Below are 16,717 nucleotides of genomic sequence, written 5' to 3'. Positions count from 1 at the left end.
GTCGAGGATGCGGGCGCCGCGCGGCGCCATCGCATCGACGAAGCGGGCCTCGCCGGCCAGGTCGTCGCCGGCGCGGGCCATCGCGCGGAACCGCTCGATGTACCACTGCGAATGCCCGGGATCGGCAGCGACTTTCTGCATCCAGAGGCTCTGCTCGACCATGCGACCATTATCGCGTTGTGTTCAAGCTGATGTTCTACTCCCCGCGCATCCCCCCGAATACGGGCAACGCCATCCGGACCGCGGCGGCCACCGGCTGCGAACTGCACCTGGTCGAGCCGCTGGGCTTCGACCTGTCCGAACCCCAGCTCCGGCGCGCCGGGCTGGACTATCACGACCTGGCGTCGGTCACCGTGCATCCGTCGCTTCAGGCGGCGTGGGAGGCGCTGGCGCCGGCGCGGGTGTTCGCCTTCACCGCGCAGTCGACCACCGCGTTCGCCGACGTCCGCTACCGGCCGGGCGACGTGCTGCTGTTCGGGCCGGAACCGACCGGGCTGGACGCGGCGACGCTGGCCGACGCGCACATCACCGAGCGGGTGCGCATCCCGATGCTGGCGGGCCGCCGCTCGCTGAACCTGTCCAACGCCGCGGCCGTCGCCGTGTACGAGGCCTGGCGGCAGCACGGGTATTCGGGCGCCGTCTAGCGATGAGTTCCGCGTCCCGCGGGAGTCGGCATTGACATGGCAACCTTCATCACCATCGGTTACGGCGAAGAGGCCGGATACCACCAGTTGAGCGACGACCGCAGACAGGCCGCCCACGCCCGCGACGGCGAACTCAGCGCGTCCGGCGCGCTCGTCGCCCGTGCCGGAGCCCCCGTCCAGGTGCGCAACCCGGACGGCGCGGGGGTGCGGATCGAGCAGGGCCCCTTCCTCCGGTCCACGCTGCCGATCGCGGGGTTCGCCGTGCTGGAGGCCGACGATCTCGACGCGGCGATCGAGCGGGTGAGTCAAACGCCCTGCGCGGTCGCGCACGGGGTCGTCGAGGTGTGGCCTCTGCAGACCTGATTACCAGGCGTTCCAGTGCGTGACCTGCTCGGCGGGCAGCCGCTTGGCCGGTCGGAAGTCGGTGCCCTTCGTGTAGGCGATCGGGAACAGCCCGCCCTGGCTGTACTCGTCGTAGGGAATGCCCAGCACGTCGGCCACCTGCCGCTCGCCGTCGCGGAGCAGGTGCAGCGTCGTCCAGCACGAGCCCAGCCCGCGGGAGCGCAGCGCCAGGCAGAAGCTCCAGACCGCCGGGAACAGCGAGGCCCAGAACGACACGCCGCCCAGCGGCGTCTGGTCGTCGCGGCCCGCGATGCAGGGGATCAACAGCACCGGCGCCTCGTGCATGTGCTCGGCGAGATAGGTCGCGGAATCGCGGACCTTGCCCATCCGCTCGCCGCGGGTGTCACCCTCGCCGTATTGCGGCGCCGGCGCGCTCAGGTAGCCCCGCGCGTTGTTCAGGTAGACGTCGCCGATCGCCTTCTTCTTCTCGGCGTCCTCGACGAAAACCCATTGCCAGCCCTGCGAATTCGAGCCCGTGGGCGCTTGCAGCGCCAGTTCGAGGCATTCCATCAGCACCTCGTGGGGCACCGGCTTGTCGAAATCGAGGCGTTTGCGGACCGAGCGGGTGGTGGTGAGGACTTCGTCGACGGACAGGTTGAGGGTCATGGGTGGAGGTTACCTACGCCCGCGAAACTGTATTCCGCGACGCGTTTCCCGAGTGGACCCGTAGCCAGTTGCAGTCTCGCGAGGGGGTCGTCAGCGGAAGTCGCGCGAGCGCGAGCCGACCGCCAGCGTGATGCGGCCCAGCCGCTCGGCCACGACGGTGACGGCACCGCTGGCGTTTTGCACCTGGCCGCGCACCAGCATCGCCGGCGCGGCGTTGGCCAGCTTGCGGTGCCGCGCCCACACCGCCGGCGTGCACAGCACGTTGACCATCCCCGTCTCGTCCTCGAGGTTGAGGAATGTCACCCCCTGCGCCGTGCCGGGCCGCTGCCGGTGGGTCACCGCGCCGGCGATCAGCACGCGGTCCCCGTCGGGCACGTCCAGCAGCTTCCCGGCGGGCACCACCCCCATCGCGTCCAGGTCCGCGCGCAGGAACTGCGTCGGGTAGCTGTCCGGGGAGACGCCGGTGGCCCACACGTCGGCGGCGGCCAGCTCCAGCTCGCTCATCCCCGGCAGCGCCGGGACGTGCGACGACGAGCCCACCCCGGGCAGCCGGTCCGGGCGCTGGGTGGCGGCCGCCCCGGCCGCCCACAGCCCCTCGCGCCGGGACATCCCGAAGCAGCCGAAGGCGCCGGCCGTCGCCAGCGCCTCGGTCTGCGGCACGCTCAGCTGCAGCCGGGTGGTCAGGTCCAGCAGGGAGGCGAACGGGCCGTTGGCCTTTCGCTCGGCCACCAGCCGCTCGGCGAGGTCGTCGCCGATGTGGCGCACGGCGCCCAGGCCGAGCCGGACCTCGGTGCCCGCGTTCTCCAGCGTGGCGTGCGCCAGGCTGGCGTTGACGTCCGGGCCGTGCACCGTCACGCCGTGCCGGCGCGCGTCGGCCACCAGCGATTGCGGCGAATAGAAACCCATCGGCTGCGCGCGCAGCAGCGCCGCGCAGAACGCCGCCGGGTGGTGCAGCTTGAACCACGACGAGTAGAACACCAGCGACGCGAACGACAGCGCGTGGCTTTCCGGGAAGCCGAAATTGGCGAACGCCTCCAGCTTCTCGTAGGCGCGGTCGATCACCTCGTCGGTGGCGCCGTGCAGCGCGCGCATGCCGTCGTAGAACCGGTCGCGCAGCCGCCGCATCCGTTCGGTCGAACGCTTGGACCCCATCGCGCGGCGCAGCTGGTCGGCCTCGGCGGCGGAAAAGCCCGCGCAGTCGACCGCCAGCTGCATCAGCTGCTCCTGAAACAGGGGCACGCCCAGCGTCTTTCGCAGCGCCGGCTCCATCGACGGATGGTCGTAGACGACCGGGTCGAGGCCGTTGCGCCGCCGGATGTAGGGATGCACCGAACCGCCCTGGATGGGTCCGGGCCGGATCAGCGCGACCTCCACCACCAGGTCGTAGAAGATCCGCGGCTTCAGCCGCGGCAGCGTGGCCATCTGCGCGCGCGACTCCACCTGGAACACCCCGACGGAGTCGGCGCGGGCCAGCATCTCGTACACCGCCGGCTCGGAGAGATCGAGCCGGGCCAGGTCGACCTCGATGCCCTTGTGCTCGGCCACCAGGTCGATGGCGTAGTGCAGCGCGCTGAGCATGCCCAGCCCCAGCAGGTCGAATTTCACCAAACCGATTGCCGCGCAGTCGTCCTTGTCCCACTGCAACACGCTGCGGTTCGCCATGCGCGCCCACTCCACCGGGCACACGTCGGCGATCGGGCGGTCGCAGATCACCATGCCGCCGGAGTGAATGCCCATGTGCCGCGGCAGGTTCCGGATCTGGTTCGCCAGGTCGACCACCTGTGGCGGGATGCCCTCGACGTCGGGCGAGTCGGCGAGCCCATTCCAGTGGCCGAGCTGCTTGCTCCACGCGTCCTGCTGGCCCTGCGAGAAGCCCAGGGCGCGGGCCATGTCGCGCACCGCGATCCGCCCCCGGTAGGTGATGACGTTGGCGACCTGGGCGGCGTAGTCGCGGCCGTACTTGTCGTAGACGTATTGGATGACCTTCTCGCGCTGGTCGGATTCGATGTCCATGTCGATGTCGGGCGGCCCGTCGCGGGCCGGCGACAAAAACCGCTCGAACAGCAGCTCGTTGGCCACCGGGTCCACCGCGGTGACACCGAGGGCATAACAGACCGCGGAGTTGGCCGCCGATCCCCTGCCCTGGCACAGGATGTTGTTCTCCCGGCAGAACCGGGCGATGTCGTGCACCACCAGGAAGTAACCCGGAAATTGCAGCCGGGCAATCACTTTCAGCTCATGCTCGATCTGGGAGAATGCCCGCGGGGCGGCATCGGGGGTCCCGTAGCGGCCGCGCGCACCCGTCATGGTCAGCTGCCGCAGCCAGCTGTCCTCGGTGTGCCCGGCGGGCACGTCGAAGGGCGGCAGCCGCGGCGCGATCAACGCCAGGCCGAACGCGCACTGCTCGCCGAGGTCGGCCGCGGCGGTCACCGCGTCCGGCCGCCAGGCGAAGAGCCGCGCCATCTCCTCGCCGGACCGCAGGTGCGAACCCCCCAGCGGGGCCAGCCATCCGGCGGCGGCGTCCAGGGACTGCCGGGCCCGGATGGCGCCCATCGCCATGGCCAGCCGGCGCCGCGACGGCCCCGCGAAATGCGCCCCGGTGGTGGCGACGACGCCGACACCGAAGCGCGGCGCCAACCCGGCCAGCGCCGCGTTGCGTTCGTCGTCGGGCGGTTGGCCGTGGTGCGTCAGCTCGATGCTGACGCGATCCGCGCCGAACCGGTCCACCAGGTCGGCCAGCGCCCGCCCCGCCGCGTCCGGACCTTGCGACAGGGCTTGGCGGACATGGCCTTTGCGGCACCCGGTCAGGATGTGCCAGTGCCCGCCGGCGGCCTCGGTCAGCGCGTCGAAGTCGTAGCGCGGCTTGCCCTTCTCCCCGCCGGCCAGGTGCGCCGCGGCCAGCTGCCGCGACAGCCGCCGGTAGCCTTCCGGCCCGCGGGCCAGCACCAGCAGGTGCGGGCCGGGCGGATCGGGCGTCTCGGTGCGGGCGCCCGGCCCCAGGGACAGCTCGGCGCCGAACACGGTGCGCAGCTCGAGCTCGGCGGCCGCTTCGGCGAACCGCACCGCCCCGTACAGGCCGTCGTGGTCGGTCAGCGCCAGGGCGCGCAACCCCAGCCGGGCGGCCTCCTCGACCAGCTCCTCCGGCGTGCTGGCCCCGTCCAGGAAGCTGAACGCCGAATGCGCGTGCAGCTCGGCATAGGGAACGGACGAGCGCGCCCCCCGTGCCCCGTCGGGCGGCCGGTACGTCCCGCGCCTGGACGACAGGGGGCCATCCTCCCCGGGCCCCGCCGGCACCCCGGCATGGCGCGGCTTGCTGTCGAGCACCCGCTCCATTTCCGCCCAGCTCGGCGGACCATTAAACCAGCCCACAGCCGCAGTCTATCGAATGTGTGTTCGAATTGTCGCCGGTGAGAAGGTGGGGGCATGCCAGAGCCGGGACCGGTCATCATCGACCCGCGTCGCCATGACGCGGTGCTGTTCGACGCCCCCGACCCCGCCCTGGACGGGCGGCTGCGCGAGATCGGCGTGGGCAGCGCGGTCTTCACCGACGGGCCCTCCAGGGCGGCCGACGAGTTGGGCGTGCGGCCCGGCCGGTGCGCGGTCGTCACCGCCGACGCGGCGAGCGTCGGGGCGGCGCGCGCCGCCGGATTCGCGTTGGTCATCGGGGTCGACCGGGCGGGGCACGGCGACGCGCTGCGCGACGCCGGCGCCGACGCGGTGGTGGCCGACCTCCGCGAGGTCACCGTGCGCACCGGGGACCGCCGGATGTCGCAGCTGCCCGACGCGCTGACGGCGCTGGACGACCTGGCCGCGCGCCGGCCGGCGGTGTTCTTCGACTTCGACGGCACGCTGTCCGACATCGTCAACGACCCCGACGCGGCCGTCCCGGTCGCCGGGGCCACCGAGGCGCTGCGAGAGCTGGCCCACCGGTGCCCGGTCGCGGTGCTGTCGGGCCGCGATCTGGCCGACGTGACCAAGCGTGTTGGGGTGCAAGGGATTTGGTATGCCGGGAGCCACGGTTTCGAGCTGACCGCGCCCGACGGCACGCACCACCAGAACGACGCCGCCGCGACGGCCGTGCCGGTGCTGGAGCGCGCGGCCGGCGAGCTGCGCGAGCGGCTCGGCGCCATCCCCGGTGTGGTGGTGGAGCACAAGCGGTTTGGGGTCGCCGTGCACTACCGCAACGCCGCGCGCGACCGGGTCGGCGAGGTGGCGGCCGCGGTGCGCGCGGCGGGCCGGCGCGACGGCCTGCGAGTGACCACCGGCCGCGAGGTCATCGAGCTGCGCCCGGATATGGACTGGGACAAGGGCAAGACGCTGCGCTGGGTGCTCGACCACCTGACCGGGGCGGAGTCGGGCCCGCTGACGCCGGTCTATCTGGGCGACGACATCACCGACGAGGACGCGTTCGACGCTATCCGCGAGGGAGGTGTGCCAATCCTGGTGCGGCACTACGACGACGGCGACCGCGCCACCGCGGCGCGGTACGCGCTGGACAGCCCCGCGCGCGCCGGCGAGTTCACCGCCCTGCTGGCGCGCCGGCTGTCCCGCTAGGCCTGCACGTATTCCACCGCGCCGTCGTCGAGCACCACGCGAGGCCCGGAACCCTCGGCACCCGACGCCTCGGTGCGGAACACCGCCTTGCCCGGATCGGTGCGCCAGATCAGCGTCGTCAGCGTCTCACCGGGAAACACCGGGGAGGTGAACCGCGCGGCGATCGAGGTGATGTTGGCGGCAACCCCGCCACCGAGCTCGGCGAGCAGCGCGCGGCCCGCCACCCCGTAGCTGCACAGCCCGTGCAGGATCGGCTTGGGGAAACCGGCCATCTCCCGGGCGAACCACGGGTCGCTGTGCAGCGGGTTGCGGTCGCCGGAGAGCCGGTAGATCAGCGCCTGGTCTTCGCGGGTCGGCAGGGCGACCCGGGCGTCGGGTTCGCGGTCCGGGATCTCCGGCGCCACCGGCCGCTGTCCCGGCACACCGCCGAACCCGCCCTCGCCGCGGATCACCAGGGTGGTGAGCGTCTCGGCGATCAGCTTCTCCGAGTCCGGGTCGGTGCCCCGGCCGCGCAACACCAGGATGGCGTTCTTGCCCTCGCCCTTGTCCTGGATGTCGGCGACCTCGGTGACCACCGACAGCTTCCCCGCCGGCGGCAGCGGCGCGTGCAGCCGGATCTCCTGCGAGCCGTGTAAGAGCATGGCCCAGTTGAACGTTCCGACCTTGCCGGCCGCCCCGAACGCGGGACAGCAGATCACCGCGTAGGTGGGCAGCACCTGCTGCTCGATGCCGTGGCTGTTCTCGGTGGTGAAGGACAGGTCGTCGAGGCCGGCGCCGACGCCGAGCGCGTACAGCAGGGTGTCGCGGTCGGTCCATTCGAACAGCATCGGTTCGGTCACCGCGCCGACGGCACTCGGGTCAATCGCCATCTGAGTCTCCTTCGCGAGTATTTTCTCCACTTAACCATCGCAAACCCTTCCCACCGACACGGTCGGCAGGGCAGGCTATCTCCCATGCCGAAGCGCAGGTGGGTCTCCAACGTCTCGAAGGCGCTCGCGGTGCTCACCGCGGCGCTCGTCGTCGGCGCCTGTGGCGGATCGCCGCAGGCGCGCAGCATCACCGTGACGTTCATCCGGCACGCCGAGTCGGAAGCCAACGCCAACGGGGTCATCGACACCTCGGTGCCGGGCCCGGGCCTCACCCCCGAGGGCAAGGGGCAGGCCCAACAGGTCGCACACCAGGCGGGGCACAAGGACTATGACGGCATCTACGCCTCCACCATGGCCCGGGCCCAGCAGACGGCCGCACCGTTGGCCGCCGAGCTCGGCAAGCAAGTCGAGGTGCTGCAAGGCATTCAGGAGATCAACGCCGGGTGGTTCGACGGCAAGCCGGTTGCCCAGGAAAATGCGACGTACCTGCTGGCGCCGGCGGACTGGCTCAAGGGCGACGTGCAGAACAGCATCCCCGGGTCGATCGACGGCAAGCAGTTCAACGAGCAGTTCACCGCCGCCGTCCAGAAGGTCTACAGCAGCGGCCAGCACAACCCGGTGGTGTTCTCGCACAAGTTCGCCATCGAGTACTGGACGCTGATGAACGCGAAGAACGCCAAGGACAGCTTGCTGAACAGCCACCCCATACCCAACATCGGGCGCGTCGTGATCACGGGCAACCCGGTGACCGGCTGGACGCTGGTCGACTGGGACGGCATCCGGGATTTCCACAGCTAATTCACGGTGGCGATTCGCCGCGCCCGGCCGCGCCGCGCTTGCGATCGCCACGGGATTCATGGTGGCGACCCGCCGCGCCCGGCCGCGCCGCGCTTGCGATCGCCACGGGATTCACGGTGGCGACCCGCCGCGCCCGGCCGCGCCGCGCTTGCGATCGCCACGGGTTGACGCGGCCTCCGCCAGCCACCACGATGGCTGCATGCGGTATGTCGTTACCGGCGGTACCGGGTTTATCGGTCGCCGAGTCGTGGATCGCCTGCTGGCCACCCGGCCCGACGCGCGGGTGTGGGTGCTGGTCCGGCGGCAGTCGCTGGGCCGCTTCGAGCGGCTTGCGGCCGACTGGGGCGAGCGGGTCAAGCCCCTGGTCGCGGGCCTGCCGGAGCTGGACCTGACCGACGCGACCCTCGCCGAGCTGGGCCGCGTCGATCACGTCGTGCACTGCGCGGCCGTCTACGACATCACCGCCGGCGAGGCCGACCAGCGGGCCACCAACGTCGAGGGCACCCGCGCCGTCATCGCGCTGGCGCAGCGGCTGGGCGCGACACTGCACCACGTGTCCTCGATCGCAGTGGCCGGTGAGTTTCCCGGCGAGTTCACCGAGGACGACTTCGACGTCGGCCAGCGGCTGCCCACCCCCTACCACCGGACGAAGTTCGAGGCCGAGCTGCTGGTGCGGTCGGCGCCCGGGCTGCGCTATCGGATCTACCGCCCGGCCGTGGTGGTCGGCGACTCGCGCACCGGCGAGATGGACAAGGTCGACGGGCCGTACTACTTCTTCGGCGTGCTCGCCAGGCTGGCGGTGCTGCCGTCGCTGACGCCAATCCTGTTGCCCGATACGGGGCGCACCAACATCGTGCCGGTCGACTACGTCGTCGACGCGCTCGTCGCGCTCATGCACGCCGACGGTCAGGACGGCCGCACCTTCCACCTCACCGCCCCCAAAACCGTTGGGCTGCGCGGCATCTACCGCGGCGTGGCCAAGGCGGCCGGGCTGCCGCGGGCGCGCGGGTCGCTGCCCGGCTCGGTGGCCGCCCCGGTGCTCAAGGTGCGCGGGCGGGCCCGGGTGCTGCGCAACATGGCCGCCACCCAGCTGGGCATCCCCGCCGAGGTCTTCGACCTCGTCGACCTCAAGCCCACCTTCGTCAGCGACCAGACCCGGAAGGCGTTGGCGGGCACGGGCATTGACGTGCCGGAATTTGCCAGCTACGCCCCACAGCTGTGGCGGTACTGGGCCGAGCACCTCGACCCCGACCGCGCCCGCCGCAGCGATCCGCTGCGCGGCCGGCACGTCATCATCACCGGCGCCTCCAGCGGCATCGGCCGGGCGGCGGCGATCGCGGTCGCCGACCGCGGGGCGACGGTGTTCGCGCTGGCCCGCAACGGCGACGCGCTCGACGAGCTGGTCGCCCAGATCCGCGCCGGCGGCGGTGACGCCCACGCATTCCCCTGCGACGTCACCGATTCCGCGTCCGTCGAGCACACCATCAAGGACATCCTCGGCCGGTTCGACCACGTCGACTACCTGGTGAACAACGCCGGCCGATCGATCCGCCGCTCGGTGGTCAATTCCACCGACCGGCTGCACGACTACGAGCGCGTGATGGCGGTCAACTACTTCGGCGCGGTGCGCATGGTGCTGGCGCTGCTCCCGCACTGGCGTGAGCGCCGCTTCGGTCACGTCGTCAACGTGTCCAGCGCCGGCGTGCAGGCACGCAACCCCAAGTACAGCTCGTACCTGCCCACCAAGGCGGCGCTGGACGCGTTCGCCGACGTCGTCTCCTCCGAGACGCTGTCCGACCACATCACGTTCACCAATATCCATATGCCGCTGGTCCGTACGCCGATGATCGCGCCGTCGCACCGGCTCAACCCGGTGCCCGCGATCAGCCCGGAGCGCGCCGCCGCGATGGTGGTCCGCGGGCTGGTGGAGAAGCCGGCGCGCATCGACACCCCACTGGGCACGCTGGCCGAAGTCGGCAACTACTTCGCGCCGCGGACGTCGCGGCGCATCCTGCACCAGCTCTATCTGGGTTACCCCGACTCGGCCGCCGCCCGCGGCCTGGCCCCCGAACCGGCCGCGGCTCCCCCGCCGCGGCGCAAGCCGAGGCGGCCCGCACGCGCCGTCACCGGTGGCATCCGGACGCCACGGCCGGTCAAGCGGTTGGTGCGCCTGGTCCCCGGGGTGCACTGGTGAACGTTTCATGCCCACCGGATTGCGGTATCCCGCCGCGGTGACCGTTTGCGACGAGCGGACCGGCGCCGACCCCGTAGCCACCGCCGCCCGGCTCGTCGCCACAACCGGTGCGTGCGTGATGTCCTCGCTCGACGTCACACGAAGCCTGGGCGTTGGCCGGGAAGAATGGACCCGGTTCGCCCGGCACTGGGAGGACTTGGCGCCCGACCCCTACGCCGCGGAGCTGGGGGTCACGCGGCTGCGCCGGTACGGCCAGTACGCGTTCCGGGACGGCGCGATGCGCCCGCAGCCGCGGGGGGTGTTCGCGCAGCCGGATGACTCCAACCCGCTCTACGTCGGCAAGGACCGGGTCTTCGAGCCGCTGACCGACGCCTTCGCCGCGGACCCGTTGCTGCACAAGCTGATCGGGCTGCTGGCCCGGGTGGCCGCCGCCCTCGACGAGGTGGCGGACTGGAACGTCAAGGTGCATCCTTTCCGCACCCGTTCGTCCGCGGGCGCCGACGGCGCGCCGACGCCCGAAGGGCTGCACCGGGACGGGGTCACCCTCGTCACCTCGCTCCTGATCGGGCGCCGCAACGCCGTCGGCGGCGAGAGCCGGGTGTGCGCGCCCGATGGCCGGACGTTGCTGACGACGACGCTGGCCGAGCCCGGCACGCTGCTGCTCGGCGACGACCGTCGCACCCTGCACGGCGTTTCCCCGGTCCGCCCGATCGACGGTTCCGGGCCCGCTCGACGCGACGTCCTGGTCGTCACGTTCGCGTCCCGCTGGACGTGAACGCCGTCTTCGTCGACGTCGACACCGGCATCGACGACGCGCTGGCGTTGATATACCTGCTGGCCAGCCCGGACGCCGACGTGCTGGGCATCGCCTCGACCGGCGGCAACATCCACGTTGAGCAGGTCTGCGCCAACAACCTCGGCCTGCTCGAATTATGCGGGGCCCCAAGCATTCCGGTGTCCAGGGGCGCCGACGAACCGCTGCACGGCCGGTGGTCTCACCGGTCGAAGTTCCACGGCCCCTCGGGCCTGGGGTATGCCGAACTGCCCGCCACCGACCGGCGGGTCACCGGTTACGACGCCACCGGCGCATGGGTCCGTGCGGCGCGTTCGCACCCCGGAACGCTGACCGGCCTGGTCACCGGGCCGTTGACGAACCTGGCGTTGGCGCTGCGCCGTGAGCCCGCCCTGCCGACGCTGCTGCGGCGGCTGGTGATCATGGGCGGCGCGTTCGGCCCCGACACCAACCCGATGGCGGAGTGGAACATCCGGGTCGATCCGGAGGCGGCGAACGAGGTTCTCGCCGGCTGGTCCCGGCGGGGACAGCCGCCGATTGTCTGTGGGTTGGACCTCACCAGACGTGTCGCGATGACCCCGGACATTCTGGCCCGCCTGTCCGCGCAAGCCACCGGCGCGGGCGGTTCTCGATTGATGACGGTGATCGAGGACGCGATGCGATTCTATTTCGAGTCTCATGAAGAGCGCGGATATGGGTATACCGCCTTTATGCACGATCCCTTGGCCGCCGCGGTTGCCCTCGATCCCCAGCTGATTTCGACCAGGGCCGCGACGGTGGACGTCGAACTGGCGGATGTCCCGACCCGGGGCGTCACGGTCGCCGACATGTCGGGAAGCCGAAAACCCAACGCGCTCATCGGCGTCCACGTGGATCCAGCCGCCTTCTTCGACCGGTTGGTCGAGCGGGTCGGGCGGTTCGTGAATCGGGTCGGCGCATGAAATTTCGCGGCTTCGAACTGGTGCGTGCGGGCTGGGGTGCCGCGTTGCTGGCGGCGCCCGCCGAGGTGCTCACCCACGTCCATGGCGTGGAGGTCGACCGCAAGGCGCTGGTCATCACCCGCATCCTGGGGGCTCGTCACCTCGTCCAGGCCTCCTTCTCGGGCATCAATCCCAGCCCGGAGGTCCTGGCCGCGGGAATCTGGGTGGACGCCGTGCACTCGATGACCGCGTTCGGCCTGGCCGCGGTGGACCGGCGGCGGGCCCGCGGGGGCGTCGTGGACGGCGTCGCCGCCGCGTTGTGGGCCGGTCTGGCGTTGCGGCACCTGCACACCGGCAACGCCCGGACCACGGACGTCCGCGGTCGTGACCGGTTGGCCCGCACCGTTTTCGGGGCTTTGCCCGGCGGTCGCCGGCTGATGTCGCAGGCGCAGGCGGCGCGGGCGGGCGCGCCCAGTCGATAGACCTCGCGACGGCGAAGGGATCCGATGACCGACCGATCACCCCTGGCGGAACTGCTCTCGCCGCACGTCCTGCGCGAATATGCGTTGCTCGCCGACGGGGAACGCGGAGTCGTCGTCGGGCCGCGCGGAGACTGCTGCTGGATGTGCTCGCCGCGATGGGACAGTCCCGCGGTGTTCAGCTCGCTGCTGGGCGGCAACGGCGCCTACGTCGTCGCCCCGGACCGCGCCCGCTTCGTGTGGGGCGGACGCTACGAACCGCGGACGCTGATCTGGCGGTCGCGCTGGGTCACCGACGACGGGATCGTCGAGTGCCGGGAGGCGCTGGCGTTTCCCGGAGACCCGCACCGGGCCGTGGTGCTGCGCCGCATCAGCGCCCTGAACAAGCCGGTCCGGATGCGGATCGCGCTCGACGTGCGGGCCGGGTTCGGCGCCGAGCCCATGGGCGACCTGTCGTGCGGCGACGGGGTGTGGGCCGGACGGTCGGGGCCGCACCGTTTCCGCTGGACGGGTGCCGCCGCCGCCGCGCCGTGCGAGGACGGCTCACTGCAGGCGACTCTCGAGGTGACCCCGGGACGAGATCACGACCTGGTGCTCGAACTGTCCGACCGCGAACTGCCGTCCGGCGTCACCCGGCCCAACGCCATCTGGGCGGACACCGAAAATGCTTGGCACCAAGCGGTTCCGGCCTTTTCCGGGACGATGGCCGACGGCGACTGCCGCGCCGCGTACTCGGTACTGCGCGGCCTGACGAGCGGCGGCGGCGGCATGGTGGCCGCGGCCACCATGTCGCTGCCGGAACGCGCCGAGCAGGGCCGCAACTACGACTACCGCTACTGCTGGATCCGCGACCAGTGCTACACCGGGCAGGCCGTCGCGGCCGCCGGGCCCCTTCCGTTGCTCGACGACGCGGTGGGGTTCGTCAGCGAACGCGTCCTGGCCGACGGTCCGCAACTCAAACCGGCCTACCGGGTCACCGGCGATCTGGTGCCCGAGGAGGAGGACCTCGATCTGCCCGGTTATCCCGGCGCCAGCGTGAAGACCGGCAACTGGGTGACCGGCCAATTCCAACTCGATGCCTTCGGCGAGGCGCTCCTGTTGTTCGCGGCCGCCGCCAGGCTCGACCGACTCGACAAAGTGCATTGGCGCGCCGTGGAGTCGTTGGTGGAGTCCATCGGCCGGCGATGGCATGAACCCGACGCCGGGATCTGGGAACTCGACAACCGGCACTGGTCGCATTCCCGGCTGACCTGTGCCGCCGGGCTGCGGCAGATCGGCCAAGTCGCGCCGGCGCGGCAGGGCGCCGAGTGGGAGCGCCTGGCCGATCTGCTGGTCGCCGACACCGCTTCGCACAGCCTGCATCCGGACGGCCGATGGCAACGAGCGCCGGACGATCCGCGCGTCGACGCGGCACTGCTGATGCCGTCGATCCGCGGCGCGGTTCCCGCCACCGATCCGCGCACCGTCGCCACCGTGGAGGCCGTGCGCGCCGATCTCGGCCGACACGGGTTCGTGTACCGGTTCCGCCCGGACGAGCGGCCGCTCGGCGAAGCCGAAGGCGCATTCCTGTTCTGCTCGTTCGTGATGGCGTTGGCAGACCACCAGCAAGGCAACCACCTGGCGGCGGTCCGGTGGTTGGAACGCAACCGGACCGCCTGCGGGCCGCCCGGCCTCTACACCGAGGAATTCGACATCGCACAGCGCCAACTGCGCGGCAACGTGCCCCAAGCCTTCGTGCACGCATTGCTGTTCGAGACGGCGCACCGGTTGAAAGACGTCGGCGGCCCATGCGTTGGCACCGGGACGGGATGACAGGCTCGGCGCTCGTCAGCGGGGCGGACGGGGTCGGCCCCGTTTGGTGGACCGAACGGCGGGTACTGCAGCGGTCATGGCCTTCGCCGATTACCAAAACGAGTTGTACGACCAATCGCTGCACGGCAATCAGCCGCAATACCCGATCAGATTCGAGGAGCTGGAGGCAAAAGCGTCGGCGGCCATGACGCCGAAGGTGCTGCAGTACGTCGCCGGCGGCGCCGGCGACGAGCACACCCAGCGCGCCAACTCCGAGGCCTTCAAGCGGTGGGGCCTGTACCCGCGCATGGGCATCGCCCCCGAGGAGCGGGACATGTCCGTCGAGCTGTTCGGGATCAGGTTCCCGTCGCCGATCTTCATGGCCCCCATCGGTGTCATCGGGGTGTGCGCTCAGGACGGCCATGGCGACTTGGCCTGCGTGCGTGCCTCGGTCCGCACGGATGTGCCGTTCTTCGTGGGAACGTTGACCGCCGACCCGATGGAAGACCTCGCCGCCGCACTCGGCAACACCCCTGCGTTTTTCCAGCTGTACACGCCACCGGACCGGGAAATGGCGGCCAGCCTGGTGCACCGCGCCGAGGCGTGCGGTTTCAAGGGGATCGCTGTCACCCTCGACACCTGGGTCACCGGCTGGCGACCGCGCGACCTGCGGGGCGGGAATTATCCGCAGGTGCCCAGTGGATGCCTGGCCAACTACACCAGCGATCCTGTTTTTCGCGCCGGGCTGCAACCCGGCGAAGACGCCACCGAGGCGGCGGTGCGCAAGCTGCCGATCTTCGGCGGTCCGTTCCGGTGGGACGACCTCGAGTGGCTGCGGTCGGAGACCGACCTGCCGCTGATGGTCAAGGGCATCTGCCACCCCGACGACGTGCGCCACGCCAAAGACCTTGGGGTGGATGGCATTTACTGCTCCAATCACGGCGGCCGGCAGGCCAACGGCGGGTTGCCCTGCCTGGACGCGTTGCCCGGGGTGCTCGAGGCCGCCGACGGGATGCCGGTGCTGTTCGACTCGGGCGTGCGCGGCGGCGCCGACATCATCAAGGCCCTGGCGATGGGGGCGAGCGCGGTGGGGATCGGCCGGCCCTACGCCTACGGGCTGGCGCTCGGCGGCGTCGACGGCGTCGTGCATGTGCTGCGCTCGCTGCTGGCCGAGGCGGACCTGATCATGGCCGTCGACGGGTACCCCTCGCTCAAGGACCTGACGCCGGACGCGTTGCGGCCCACCGGGTAGCGCCCCTACTCATAGCTGCCCTCGAGGTACCAGCGCCGTTGGCGGTAGCACAGCAGAAACGCCCGCTCGCCCTCCAGCAGGACCTGGGCGCGGGCGGTGCGACTCCCCCCTTGACCGGCCACACGCCGGTCATCCCACCACCGCTCGTCGACCGGCCATGGCCCGGCCCACCAGTCCAGCCGTTCGTCCCGGCCGTGCACCATCAGCCGCGCCGGGTCGGCGGAGAACAGTCCCCGGTTCGTCACCCGAACCGGATTGCCTTGGGCGTCAAGCATTTCCACTGGATCGTCGAGCAGCACGGCCGGCGAGGGCTCGGGCAGCCGGCCGGGCCACGGCAGGCCCGGGTCGGCGCGCGGGAGGAGTTCGTCACCCAGCGGGGTCAACGTGATGCGCTCGGCCGGCCCGCGCCCGCCGGACAGCACCGGCACCCGCACCGCCTCGGGGCCGAGCAGGCCCTGCACCCGCACCAGGGCGCGGCGGGCCCGCAGCCGATCCTCCTCGCCCAGGCCACCCCACAGCGGCAGCTGCAGCGCCCCGGCCGACACCACCTCGACCGCCTGCAGCCGCAACAGCGTCACCGCCGCCGTCGGCCGGGGGTTGCGCGCGGTCCGGCTGCTCAACCAGCCGTCCAGTTGCCAGCGCACCCGGTCGGCGGTGGCGTCCTCGGTCAACGGCTCGGCGCACCGCCACACCCGGTGCAGTTCCTCGCCGTTGGCGGTGACGGCGTGGATGGCCAGCCGGGTGCAGCCCACCCCGGCGGCCATCAGCGTCCGGTGCAGCGCGCCGGCCAGCGAGCGCCCGGCGAAGGCCGCGGCATCGACCCGGTCGATCGGCGGGTCGCAGTCCAGCACGGCCTCCAGCTCCTCCGGCGGCTCCCGGCCGGACGGTCCCCGCTCGGCTTCGCCGCGGGCCAACCGGTGCGCGGTCACCCCGTCGGCGCCGAACCGCGAAGCCACGTCGGTGGCCGACAGCGCGGCGAACTGTCCGATGGTGCGAATTCCCATCCGCCACAACAGGTCCGTCAGCTCTTCGCGGCCGGGACCGCACAGGCTGGGTTCGGTGGCGAGCTGGCGGATCGACAGCGCCGACAGGAACTTCGCGTCGCCGCCCGCCGGGACGATCCGGCCCGCCCGCGCGGCGAAGACCGCGGTGGACAACCGGTCGGCGATCCCGACCTGACACTCGGCGCCGGCCAGTGAACTCACCGCCACCGCGTCGATCAGCCGCTCGGCCGCGTCGGCCTCGGAGCCGAAATAGCGGGCCGCCCCGCGCACCGGCAGCACCAAGAGCCCGGGCCGCAGCACCTCGGCGCGCGGCACCAGGTCGTCCACCGCCGCAACGACCGCCTCGAAGTGGCGAGCGTCGCGGTCGGTGTCGGCGGCGCCGACGTGCAGCTGCGGGCACCGGGCCGCCGC

14 protein-coding genes and 1 pseudogene are annotated in these 16,717 nt (G+C 71.7%); 10 read left to right on the top strand and 5 right to left on the bottom strand.

The genetic code is table 11. The features are described 5' to 3' along the window. Positions 1-162: pseudogene (locus HMPREF0591_RS07995) on the bottom strand (SAM-dependent methyltransferase); the annotation flags it as partial. A 17-nt stretch (positions 163-179) separates the two neighbouring features. On the opposite strand from HMPREF0591_RS07995, the gene HMPREF0591_RS07990 reads away from it, so the two are divergent. Both HMPREF0591_RS07990 and HMPREF0591_RS07985 read left to right on the top strand, forming a co-directional pair. Further along, a complete protein-coding gene (locus HMPREF0591_RS07990; protein WP_007167967.1) occupies positions 180-644 on the top strand; it encodes a tRNA (cytidine(34)-2'-O)-methyltransferase in 465 nt (154 codons plus the stop codon). Between the two features lie 36 nt (positions 645-680). Then, positions 681-1,007 (top strand): YciI family protein, encoded by a 327-nt coding sequence (locus tag HMPREF0591_RS07985; protein WP_007167966.1) that lies wholly within the window; start codon positions 681-683, stop codon positions 1,005-1,007. Here HMPREF0591_RS07985 and HMPREF0591_RS07980 read toward each other — a convergent pair whose 3' ends face one another. Next, positions 1,008-1,652: a nitroreductase family protein gene (locus HMPREF0591_RS07980; protein ID WP_007167965.1), complete on the bottom strand. Its 645-nt coding sequence runs from the start codon at positions 1,650-1,652 to the stop codon at positions 1,008-1,010. It abuts the gene before it with no gap. A 90-nt stretch (positions 1,653-1,742) separates the two neighbouring features. After that, positions 1,743-5,021: an error-prone DNA polymerase gene (locus HMPREF0591_RS07975; protein ID WP_040621396.1), complete on the bottom strand. Its 3,279-nt coding sequence runs from the start codon at positions 5,019-5,021 to the stop codon at positions 1,743-1,745. 54 nt (positions 5,022-5,075) lie between these two features. Between HMPREF0591_RS07975 and otsB the strand changes: the two genes are divergently transcribed. Continuing rightward, positions 5,076-6,206 carry a trehalose-phosphatase gene (gene otsB / locus HMPREF0591_RS07970; protein ID WP_007167963.1) on the top strand — a complete coding sequence of 377 codons (1,131 nt, stop codon included), beginning with the start codon at positions 5,076-5,078 and terminating at the stop codon, positions 6,204-6,206. Here the strand turns inward: otsB and HMPREF0591_RS07965 are convergent. Next, complete coding sequence (locus HMPREF0591_RS07965) at positions 6,203-7,075, bottom strand: MaoC family dehydratase (RefSeq protein WP_040622076.1); 873 nt, start codon at positions 7,073-7,075, stop codon at positions 6,203-6,205. The two genes, otsB and HMPREF0591_RS07965, sit on opposite strands and share 4 nt — an antisense overlap. Positions 7,076-7,159: 84 nt before the next feature. Between HMPREF0591_RS07965 and HMPREF0591_RS07960 the strand changes: the two genes are divergently transcribed. The 7 genes from HMPREF0591_RS07960 to HMPREF0591_RS07930 all read left to right on the top strand — a co-directional run bounded on the left by HMPREF0591_RS07960 (position 7,160) and on the right by HMPREF0591_RS07930 (position 15,302). Further along, on the top strand, positions 7,160-7,873 hold the full coding sequence (locus HMPREF0591_RS07960) for a histidine phosphatase family protein (RefSeq protein WP_007167961.1): 714 nt from the start codon (positions 7,160-7,162) through the stop codon (positions 7,871-7,873). A 199-nt stretch (positions 7,874-8,072) separates the two neighbouring features. After that, positions 8,073-10,067: an SDR family oxidoreductase gene (locus HMPREF0591_RS07955; protein WP_007167960.1), complete on the top strand. Its 1,995-nt coding sequence runs from the start codon at positions 8,073-8,075 to the stop codon at positions 10,065-10,067. A gap of 7 nt (positions 10,068-10,074) precedes the next feature. After that, a complete protein-coding gene (locus HMPREF0591_RS07950) occupies positions 10,075-10,842 on the top strand; it encodes a 2OG-Fe dioxygenase family protein (protein WP_007167959.1) in 768 nt (255 codons plus the stop codon). After that, positions 10,839-11,801 (top strand): nucleoside hydrolase, encoded by a 963-nt coding sequence (locus HMPREF0591_RS07945; RefSeq protein WP_007167958.1) that lies wholly within the window; start codon positions 10,839-10,841, stop codon positions 11,799-11,801. Before HMPREF0591_RS07950 ends, HMPREF0591_RS07945 begins: the two co-directional genes overlap by 4 nt. Then, positions 11,798-12,262: a hypothetical protein gene (locus HMPREF0591_RS07940; RefSeq protein WP_007167957.1), complete on the top strand. Its 465-nt coding sequence runs from the start codon at positions 11,798-11,800 to the stop codon at positions 12,260-12,262. The genes HMPREF0591_RS07945 and HMPREF0591_RS07940 overlap by 4 nt, the downstream gene beginning before the upstream one ends. Positions 12,263-12,286: 24 nt before the next feature. After that, complete coding sequence (locus tag HMPREF0591_RS07935) at positions 12,287-14,071, top strand: glycoside hydrolase family 15 protein (RefSeq protein ID WP_007167956.1); 1,785 nt, start codon at positions 12,287-12,289, stop codon at positions 14,069-14,071. 76 nt (positions 14,072-14,147) lie between these two features. Next, positions 14,148-15,302, top strand: coding sequence for an alpha-hydroxy-acid oxidizing protein (locus HMPREF0591_RS07930; RefSeq protein ID WP_007167955.1), 1,155 nt, complete (start codon positions 14,148-14,150; stop codon positions 15,300-15,302). A 5-nt stretch (positions 15,303-15,307) separates the two neighbouring features. On the opposite strand, the gene HMPREF0591_RS07925 is transcribed toward HMPREF0591_RS07930, so the two are convergent. Beyond that, on the bottom strand, positions 15,308-16,717 hold a 1,410-nt coding region (locus tag HMPREF0591_RS07925; protein ID WP_007167954.1), incomplete at its 5' end, for a DNA polymerase Y family protein.

Source organism: Mycobacterium parascrofulaceum ATCC BAA-614 (assembly GCF_000164135.1).
In the GTDB taxonomy this organism is placed as follows: Bacteria; Actinomycetota; Actinomycetes; order Mycobacteriales; family Mycobacteriaceae; genus Mycobacterium; species Mycobacterium parascrofulaceum.
This window is presented reverse-complemented; position numbering and strand designations above follow the sequence as displayed.

Bases quoted from the DNA above. Each gene is read 5' to 3' on its own strand.
- HMPREF0591_RS07985 (WP_007167966.1), top strand. From the start codon at position 681: ATGGCAACCTTCATCACCATCGGTTACGGCGAAGAGGCCGGATACCAC.
- HMPREF0591_RS07980 (WP_007167965.1), bottom strand. From the start codon at position 1,652: ATGACCCTCAACCTGTCCGTCGACGAAGTCCTCACCACCACCCGCTCG.
- otsB (WP_007167963.1), top strand. From the start codon at position 5,076: ATGCCAGAGCCGGGACCGGTCATCATCGACCCGCGTCGCCATGACGCG.
- HMPREF0591_RS07965 (WP_040622076.1), bottom strand. From the start codon at position 7,075: ATGGCGATTGACCCGAGTGCCGTCGGCGCGGTGACCGAACCGATGCTG.
- HMPREF0591_RS07960 (WP_007167961.1), top strand. From the start codon at position 7,160: ATGCCGAAGCGCAGGTGGGTCTCCAACGTCTCGAAGGCGCTCGCGGTG.
- HMPREF0591_RS07955 (WP_007167960.1), top strand. From the start codon at position 8,073: ATGCGGTATGTCGTTACCGGCGGTACCGGGTTTATCGGTCGCCGAGTC.
- HMPREF0591_RS07950 (WP_007167959.1), top strand. From the start codon at position 10,075: ATGCCCACCGGATTGCGGTATCCCGCCGCGGTGACCGTTTGCGACGAG.
- HMPREF0591_RS07940 (WP_007167957.1), top strand. From the start codon at position 11,798: ATGAAATTTCGCGGCTTCGAACTGGTGCGTGCGGGCTGGGGTGCCGCG.
- HMPREF0591_RS07935 (WP_007167956.1), top strand. From the start codon at position 12,287: ATGACCGACCGATCACCCCTGGCGGAACTGCTCTCGCCGCACGTCCTG.
- HMPREF0591_RS07930 (WP_007167955.1), top strand. From the start codon at position 14,148: ATGGCCTTCGCCGATTACCAAAACGAGTTGTACGACCAATCGCTGCAC.